At 66.1% G+C, this 8,088-nt stretch carries 12 protein-coding genes; 11 read left to right on the top strand and 1 reads right to left on the bottom strand.

Annotated features, from left to right (window positions below; translation table 11 throughout):
- From AC1DYI_RS02850 to AC1DYI_RS02830, 5 genes are all read left to right on the top strand, one after another.
- A partial coding sequence (locus AC1DYI_RS02850) for a cbb3-type cytochrome c oxidase subunit I (protein ID WP_477202551.1) occupies positions 1–1,063 on the top strand: 1,063 nt, incomplete at its 5' end.
- 16 nt (positions 1,064–1,079) lie between these two features.
- Positions 1,080–1,196 carry a cytochrome oxidase small assembly protein gene (locus tag AC1DYI_RS02845; RefSeq protein ID WP_477202550.1) on the top strand — a complete coding sequence of 39 codons (117 nt, stop codon included), beginning with the start codon at positions 1,080–1,082 and terminating at the stop codon, positions 1,194–1,196.
- A gap of 25 nt (positions 1,197–1,221) precedes the next feature.
- Positions 1,222–1,851 carry a cytochrome c oxidase assembly protein gene (locus tag AC1DYI_RS02840; protein ID WP_477202549.1) on the top strand — a complete coding sequence of 210 codons (630 nt, stop codon included), beginning with the start codon at positions 1,222–1,224 and terminating at the stop codon, positions 1,849–1,851.
- On the top strand, positions 1,848–2,096 hold the full coding sequence (locus tag AC1DYI_RS02835) for a DUF2970 domain-containing protein (protein ID WP_477202548.1): 249 nt from the start codon (positions 1,848–1,850) through the stop codon (positions 2,094–2,096). Before AC1DYI_RS02840 ends, AC1DYI_RS02835 begins: the two co-directional genes overlap by 4 nt.
- A gap of 44 nt (positions 2,097–2,140) precedes the next feature.
- Positions 2,141–3,025 carry a cytochrome c oxidase subunit 3 gene (locus tag AC1DYI_RS02830; RefSeq protein WP_477202547.1) on the top strand — a complete coding sequence of 295 codons (885 nt, stop codon included), beginning with the start codon at positions 2,141–2,143 and terminating at the stop codon, positions 3,023–3,025.
- A gap of 106 nt (positions 3,026–3,131) precedes the next feature.
- Here the strand turns inward: AC1DYI_RS02830 and AC1DYI_RS02825 are convergent, their stop codons facing one another.
- Positions 3,132–3,374, bottom strand: coding sequence for a DUF2909 domain-containing protein (locus AC1DYI_RS02825; RefSeq protein ID WP_477202546.1), 243 nt, complete (start codon positions 3,372–3,374; stop codon positions 3,132–3,134).
- Between the two features lie 22 nt (positions 3,375–3,396).
- On the opposite strand from AC1DYI_RS02825, the gene AC1DYI_RS02820 reads away from it, so the two are divergent.
- From AC1DYI_RS02820 to AC1DYI_RS02795, 6 genes are all read left to right on the top strand, one after another.
- Positions 3,397–4,173, top strand: a complete 777-nt coding sequence (locus tag AC1DYI_RS02820; protein ID WP_477202545.1) for an SURF1 family protein — start codon at positions 3,397–3,399, stop codon at positions 4,171–4,173.
- Between the two features lie 4 nt (positions 4,174–4,177).
- Positions 4,178–4,843 carry an SCO family protein gene (locus AC1DYI_RS02815; RefSeq protein ID WP_477202544.1) on the top strand — a complete coding sequence of 222 codons (666 nt, stop codon included), beginning with the start codon at positions 4,178–4,180 and terminating at the stop codon, positions 4,841–4,843.
- Between the two features lies 1 nt (position 4,844).
- Positions 4,845–5,993, top strand: coding sequence for a COX15/CtaA family protein (locus tag AC1DYI_RS02810; RefSeq protein ID WP_477202543.1), 1,149 nt, complete (start codon positions 4,845–4,847; stop codon positions 5,991–5,993).
- Positions 5,990–6,916 (top strand): heme o synthase, encoded by a 927-nt coding sequence (cyoE, locus tag AC1DYI_RS02805; protein WP_477202542.1) that lies wholly within the window; start codon positions 5,990–5,992, stop codon positions 6,914–6,916. Before AC1DYI_RS02810 ends, cyoE begins: the two co-directional genes overlap by 4 nt.
- A gap of 11 nt (positions 6,917–6,927) precedes the next feature.
- The gene (locus AC1DYI_RS02800) at positions 6,928–7,533 is read left to right on the top strand and encodes an SCO family protein (RefSeq protein ID WP_477202541.1); all 606 of its coding nucleotides are present in this window, start codon (positions 6,928–6,930) and stop codon (positions 7,531–7,533) included.
- Between the two features lie 111 nt (positions 7,534–7,644).
- On the top strand, positions 7,645–7,938 hold the full coding sequence (locus AC1DYI_RS02795) for a transposase domain-containing protein (RefSeq protein ID WP_477202540.1): 294 nt from the start codon (positions 7,645–7,647) through the stop codon (positions 7,936–7,938).
- Positions 7,939–8,088: the final 150 nt, after the last annotated feature.

Here is an 8,088-nt window from a genome sequence, read left to right as displayed (position 1 = left end):
GAACATGCGTGCGCCCGGCATGACGCTGATGAAGATGCCGCTGTTCTGCTGGACCTGGCTGATCACCGCCTACCTGCTGATCGCGGTGATGCCGGTGCTGGCAGGTGCGATCACGATGACGCTGACCGATCGCCACTTCGGAACAAGCTTCTTCAACCCCGCCGGCGGCGGTGACCCGGTGATGTACCAGCACATCTTCTGGTTCTTCGGCCACCCCGAGGTCTACATCATGATCCTGCCGGCGTTCGGCATCGTGAGCGCGATCATCCCGGCCTTTGCCCGCAAGAAGCTGTTCGGCTACACCTCGATGGTCTACGCGACGTCGTCGATCGCGATCCTGTCGTTCATCGTCTGGGCCCACCACATGTACACCACCGGCATGCCGGTGACGGGCCAGTTGTTCTTCATGTACGCGACGATGCTGATCGCAGTGCCCACGGGCGTGAAGATCTTCAACTGGGTGGCCACGATGTGGAAGGGCTCGATGACCTTCGAGACCCCGATGCTGTTCGCGGTCGGCTTCCTGTTCGTGTTCTCGATGGGCGGCTTCACCGGCCTGATCCTGTCGATGGCCCCGGTCGACCAGCAACTGCAGGACACCTACTACGTCGTCGCCCACTTCCACTACGTGCTGGTGGCAGGCTCGCTGTACGCGCTGTTTGCCGGCGTCTACTACTGGGGCCCGAAGTGGACCGGCGTGATGTACTCGGAAACGCGCGGCAAGATCCATTTCTGGGGTTCGTTGATCTTCTTCAACGTGACCTTCTTCCCGATGCACTTCCTGGGTCTGGCCGGCATGCCGCGTCGTTATGCCGACTACCCGATGCAGTTCGCCGACTTCAACATGCTGGCGTCGATCGGCGCCTTCGGGTTCGGTCTGATGCAGGTGTACTTCTTCCTCTTCGTCGTCGTGCCGATGATGCGCGGCAAGGGCGAAAAAGCACCGCAGAAGCCGTGGGAAGGTGCTGAAGGCCTGGAATGGGAAGTGCCGTCGCCGGCCCCGTTCCACACCTTCGAAAACCCGCCCAAGCTGGACGCCACGGCGACCAAGGTGATCGGCTGACCGGCATCGCTTGACCATGGCGCTGACCCCGGAACAACAACGCGCGAACCGCCGCCTGGGCTGGATCCTGGCGTCGGTTGCCGTGGTGCTCGCGCTCGGTTTCTTCGCCAAGATCAAGTATCTCGGCCCTTGAACCCGCTGCGCACAGGTTCTCGGTCATGAAGTGGTCCTGGTTTTCCGCGCTGTCGAGCATGCGGCGTGACCATCGTCAGATGGTGGCCAAGCTGCTCGTCGTCACGGCGGCGATGTTCGCTTTCGGCTATGCGCTGGTGCCGCTGTACAAGCACATCTGCGAAGCGCTGGGTATCAATGTGCTGAGCCTCGGTGAGAACGGTGGCAAGCGCGAGCGGCCCGCCAACACCCAGGTCGACACCTCGCGCAACATCACGATCGAGTTCGACGCCAATGCCCATGGCCCCTGGGACTTCAAACCGGCGATGGCGTCGGTGCAGGTCCATCCGGGTGAGTTGGCGACGGTGATGTACGAGTTCCGCAACAAGCAGACGCGTGCGATGGTGGCGCAGGCCATCCCGAGCTATGCCCCGCACCAGGCGGCGGCGCATTTCAACAAGCTCGAATGCTTCTGCTTCAACGAGTACACACTGCAGCCTGGCGAGGCCAAGCAGTGGCCGGTCGTGTTCTACGTCGACCCGCAGCTGCCCAAGGACGTGACCACCATCACCTTGTCGTACACGTTTTTCGAAGTGGGCGGCAAGATCCCTGCAGCACCCAAGGCGGCTGCGGTCGCTCCCGCTGCGACCGGCGTCCAGGTTGAGGTGAAGTCATGAGCCCGGACACGCCCGGCGATGGCGGCCTGCGTGGCGCGGTGGCCCGCAAAGGCTCTTTCCTGGGCACGATGCGGGCGGTCGCCTGGTCCTTCCTGGGCATCCGCAAGGGCAAGGGTTACGAAGAAGATGTCAGCCAGCTCAATCCGGTGCACGTCATCATTGCCGGCGTCATTGGCGCGGTGCTGTTCGTGCTGACGCTGGTCGTGCTGGTGAAATGGATCATCGGCAGCGGCGTCGCAGGCTGATCAGGCAACAAACAACACGGTTCTATCGGTTCGAGGAGCAACACATGTCCGCAGCGAGCAACCACGGGGCGACGCCCTATTACTTCGTGCCGAGTCCGTCGCGTCACCCGGCGACGGCCGCCCTCGGCCTGTTCTTCGTGATCCTGGGCGCCGGCCAATGGGTCAACGGCCACGGCTGGGGTGCCTACTCGCTGCTGGCTGGCCTGACGATCTGGCTGGGCACGCTGTACTTCTGGTTCGGCGATGCGATCAGCGAAAGCGAAGGTGGCCAGTACTCCGATCGGATCGACGTGTCGTTCCGCTGGAGCATGAGCTGGTTCATCTTTTCCGAGGTGATGTTCTTCGCGGCCTTCTTCGGCGCGCTGTACTGGGCCCGCATCCACTCGGTGCCGTCGCTGGGCAGCCTCGAAAACTCGCTGCTGTGGCCTGACTTCAAGGCCATCTGGCCCAGCACCGCACCGGGTAACACCGCTTCGCCGGCCGGCACCATCGCACCGTTCACGACAATGGGCCCGTGGCCGATCCCGACGCTGAACACGGCGATCCTGTTGACCTCGGGCGTCACGCTGACGATCGCGCACCATGCGTTGATCGCCGCGCACCGCTCGAAGGCCATCTTCTGGATGTGGATCACCGTGCTGCTGGGCGTGACCTTCCTGGGCTTCCAGGCTTACGAGTACATGCACGCCTACCACGAGCTGAACCTGAAGCTCACGTCCGGCATCTACGGCTCGACCTTCTTCATGCTGACCGGCTTCCACGGTTTCCACGTGTTCGTCGGCATGCTGATGCTGCTGTTCATCACGCTGCGCCTGGGCAAGGGCCACTTCACGCCGAACAAGCACTTCGGCTTCGAAGGCGCGGCCTGGTACTGGCACTTCGTGGACGTGGTCTGGCTCGGCCTGTACATCGTCGTGTACTGGCTCTGAGCCTGGAGATGGGCCGGTGGTTGCGCCGCCGGCCTTTTCCACAAAACAAAGCGCCGCTCGCAGCGGCGCTTTGTCTTTTGGTGGGAAGTGGTGAGGGTCGTCCGGCTCAGGGCTGCACTGGCAGGCCGCCGGGGCGGATCCAGCCCAGCTGGTAGGCCAGCAGGATGATCAGGAACAGCGTAACCGACAGGCCCACCCGCAGCGCCAGCGCCCAGGCCATGCGCTTGTCTGGCCCGGCCGGTGCGCCGTCGGAACCATGGGGTGCCTGGCCGCGTCGCAGCATGAACAGGCCCGCGCCGGCCAGCGCCGCAAGAATCGCCAGCAGGGCCAGCACGATGAACACTTTCATGGCCTGATTATTTCACCCGCCGATGAGCCCGCCTCCCGTCACCACCGCTGAGCCCGCTGCGCCCCAAGCTCGTCCGCGCTGGTTGGTTTTGCTGGCTGCCGTGGCCTTGATGGCACTGACGGCACGCCTGGGTTGGTGGCAACTCGACCGGGCGGCGCAGAAGCTGGCACTGCAAGCGGCGATCGAGGCGCAGGCCGACGCGCCGGCTTTGGCTGCCGTTGAGTTGCCGGCCGACGAAGCGGCGGCCGAACGCCAGCGTTACCGCCGCATCACGCTGCGGGGCCAGTGGCTGCCGGAGCACACCGTCTACCTGGAGAACCGGCAGATGCGCGGCCGGCCAGGCTTCTTCGTTCTGACGCCGCTGAAGCTGCCGGCTGGCGATGCGGTGCTGGTGCAGCGCGGCTGGCTGCCGCGCGACATGGTGGATCGCACGCGCATCGCCCCGTACCGCACGACCGAAGGCGAAGTGCAGATCCAGGGCCGCATCGTCGCCTGGCCTTCGCGCCTGACAGCCCTCGGCGCCGAAGCCTCGGGCCCGATCCGGCAAAATCTCGACTTCGCCGACGAGGCGGCCCGGGTGCAACGAGCCCTGAGGCCGTTCGCCATCGCCGAGCTGGACCAAACGGGCGACGCCAAGGACGGCTTGCTGCGCGATTGGCCGATGCCCGCCGTCGACGTGCACAAGCATTACGGCTACGCCGCGCAGTGGTTTGCCCTCTGCGCTCTCACCGCAGGACTGTATGTCTGGTTCCAACTCATCCGACCACGGCGGCGGCAGCGCGCCGGCGGTTCCGACTGACCCGATGGCTTTGACCGTGCACAGCGGCCCGTCGCCGCGGCTGCCCGACGACGCGCCGCCGGTACGCCCACGCGGACGCTCGACCGCGCTGCTGGTGCTGCTGGCCTGCGCGGCGCCGGTGCTGCTGTCGTACTTCACCTACTACGTCTGGCGGCCGAGTGCGCGCACCAACTACGCCGAGCTGATCCAGCCGACACGGACCATGCCCGCGGATCTCGGCCTGCATGATCTGCAGGGCCGCCCGGTCAAGAGCGCGGATCTGGCTGGCCAATGGCTGCTGGTGGTCGTCGGCGACGGGCAGTGCGATGCGCGTTGCGAAAGCCACCTGTTCCAGCAGCGCCAACTGCGTGAGATGGCCGGCCGCGAGCGCGACCGCGTCGACCGTGTCTGGCTGGTGACCGACGACACGCCGCTGCGCGAGCCGATTGCCCGCGCGATGGCCGAGGGTGACGCACCGACGAGGGTCTTGCGCGTGTCGCGCGAGGCGCTGGCGCACTGGCTGACGCCGGCGGCGGGCCAGGCGCTGGATGACCACCTCTACCTGGTCGACCCGATGGGCGAATGGATGATGCGCGCGCCGGTGGAACTGGAGCCCAAGCGCTTCTTCAAGGACCTGGATCGGCTGCTGCGCGCCTCGGCCTTCTGGGACCGGCCGGGCCGGGAGCATTGAGATGAACGGCGCCGTCGCGGCGGTGGATTTTTCGCCTGCCTTGCGCTTGCTGATGCTGGCCGCCGGGTTGGCGCTGGTGCCGCTGGCTTGGTGGGCTTGGCGCCAGCGGGCGGCCGGCGCATCGGCGCGGCGTGCCGCACTGACGGTGCTGACGCTGTTCCTGACCTTCGACCTCGTCGTCTTCGGCGCCTTCACGCGGCTCACCGATTCGGGCCTGGGCTGCCCGGACTGGCCCGGCTGCTATGGCGAAGCGAGCCCGCTCGCCGCGGGGGCGCAAATCGCCCATGCCGAGGCCCAGCAGCCGACCGGCCCGGTCACGCAGCACAAGGCCTGGATCGAGATGGTTCACCGCTACCTGGCGATGACTGTCGGCGCGCTGATCGTGGCGGTGCTGGTCATCAGCGTTCGGGCGCGGCGCGAGTTGCCGTTCTCGGTCGCCTGGCCGTGGGCCACCTTCGCCTGGGTCATCGTGCAGGGCCTGTTCGGCAAGTACACGGTGACCTTGAAGCTGTACCCGGCGATCGTCACCTTGCATCTGTTCGGCGGCCTCGTGCTGCTGGCGCTGTTGATGGTCCAGGCGCAGCGCTACCAAGCTCGTGCATTGGCGCTGAGCGGTGCTGCGCGCGCCCTGTTGGCCGGCGCCCTGCTGCTGTTGGTCACACAGGTGCTGCTCGGCGCCTGGGTCAGCACCAACTACGCCGTGCTCGCCTGCCAAGGTTTTCCGCAATGCAACGGCCAGTGGTGGCCCGAGGCCATGGACGTCGAACAAGGCTTCACGATCCTGCGCCACCTGGGCCGGGCGGGTGAGGGCGGTTTCCTGCCTGCTGAAGCGCTGGTTGCAATCCACTGGGCCCATCGCGTGTTCGCACTGGTGTTGGTGACGGCACTGCTCGCGTTAGCGACCTTGCTGTGGCGTCAGCCCGGCGGCGCGGCGCGGCGTGCGGCGCAGACGCTGCTGCTGCTGACGCTGCTGCAGGCCGGCACCGGCGCCGCCAATGTCGTTCTGCAGTGGCCGCTGGCGGCGGCCTTGATGCACACCGGCGGCGCCGCGGCGCTGGTACTGCTGCTGGTGTCGCTGCAGGTGCGCGCCACCTCCGCTTCGCTTCCGATCCAGGCCGTCACGGCCACGCGCCACCCCGCGCCACAATGAACACGACCGTGTCTTCGACCACCTTGCCCCCAACTCCGCCGTCCGTCTGGGCGCAGTACTACGCGCTGACCAAGCCGCGCGTGGTGCAACTGATCGTCTTCTGCGCCGTGATCGGCATGCTGCTGGCTGTGCCCGGATGGCCAGACTGGCGCGTGCTGATTGCCGCCACCGCCGGCATCTGGCTGGTGGCTGGCGCGGCAGCGGCGTTCAATTGCCTGGTCGAAGGCGAGATCGATCGACGCATGAAGCGCACCGCCTGGCGCCCCACCGCCAAGGGTGAGCTGGCGGATCGCCACACGCTGGCGTTCTCGGGGCTGCTGTGCGCCGTCGGCTGCGCGATCCTGTGGTTCTGGGTCAACCCGCTGACGATGGGCCTGACGCTGGCCACCTTTGTTGGCTACGCGATCATCTACACCGTCATCCTGAAGCCGATGACGCCGCAGAACATCGTCATCGGCGGCGCCTCGGGCGCGATGCCACCGGTGTTGGGTTGGGCAGCGATGCGCGGCGAAGCAGGGCCCGAGGCTTGGCTGCTGTGCCTGATCATCTTCCTGTGGACGCCACCGCACTTCTGGGCGCTGGCTTTGTACCGCGCCGAGGACTACGCCCGTGCCGGCTTGCCGATGCTGCCGGTCACCCACGGGGCAGCCTTCACGCGGCTGCATGTGTTCCTCTACACCATCGTGCTGTTCGCCGGCACGCTGCTGCCTTTCGTCTACGGCATGAGCGGCTGGATCTACCTGGCCGCCGCGGTGGCGCTGGGCATTGGCTTCATGGTGTATGGATTCAAGCTCTGGCGCGACTACTCGGACACGCTGGCCCGCCGCACTTTCCGCTTCTCGATCCTGCACCTGTCGCTGCTGTTCGCAGCGCTGCTGGTCGACCACTACCTGAGCCCGTGGCTGGCCGCGGCTTCCACCTGAAGAAAGTCCCCATGCAACTGAAACTGACGCGACGCACGGCGCTGCAACTGGCTGCCGTGGCTCTGGTGACTGGTCTGGCTGGCTGTGCCAAGAAGCCGGTGGCCTTCCAGGGCATCGACATCACCGGCGCCGACTACGCGCGCCAATTGAACCTGACCGACGCCGACGGCAAGGCGCGAACGCTGACCGATTTCAAGGGCAAGGTTGCCGTGGTCTTTTTCGGCTACACCCAATGCCCCGATGTCTGCCCGACGACGCTGGCCGAGATCGCCACCGTGAAGAAGCAACTGGGCGCCGATGGCGACAAGCTGATCGGCGTGTTCGTCAGCATCGACCCTGAGCGCGACACCGCGCCGGTGCTGAAGGCCTATGTCGAAGCCTTCGGCAAGGATTTTGTCGCGCTGCGCGGCAGCGTCGATGAGACCAAGGCGGTGGCCCGCGAGTTCAAGGTGTTCTTTGCCAAGGTGCCGGGCACGACTGACGGCAGCTACACGATGGACCACACCGCCAATTCGTTCGTTTTCGACCCACAGGGCCGCGTGCGACTGGCCGAGCGCTACGGCGCGGGTCCCGACGCGCTCGCGCAGGACGCCAAAGCACTGCTGGACGGCGCTTGAGCTTTTGGCCCGCACCATGAGAAACGGCTCCCGAGGGAGCAATGCCGCGTAGAGTYAGGAGCATCAAGAACTGAAAGACGTGCAGGCTGTGCACGCGCCGTTGTCGAGGCGATGCTGCTGCACGACGAGTGCCTGGACCAAACCCATCGATTTGCGACATCCGAGCAATGGGGCGTCGTTCAGCGCAGGATTCCTCAGGACTGGATCGAGCATGCACTTGCGGCCACTGGCACGGCCACCTTGCGCCGACGACGCCTGTACTTGGAGCAAGCTGTCTGGCTGGTATTGGGCATCGCCTTGCTCGCGATCGATCCTTCCTCAACACGGCCGAGACTTTGGATCTGGCGCTTCCCGCGGCTTCGGGTAGGCGTGCCGCAGCGCGTGGCATCAGCTCCAGCGCTGTGAGCCAAGCGTGGTGGCGTCTGGGCTATGAGCCCCTGCGCTGGCTGTTTCAGCACACGGCTGCGCATTGGGCACACCAGGGTGGCGTTCCGCCACCACGAGGCGGGGCGTCAACGCTGGCAAGGGTTGGCGGTGTATGCGCCGGACGGTGTG

It is taken from the genome of Ideonella sp. P3_A4, from assembly GCF_056403075.1.
This window is presented reverse-complemented; position numbering and strand designations above follow the sequence as displayed.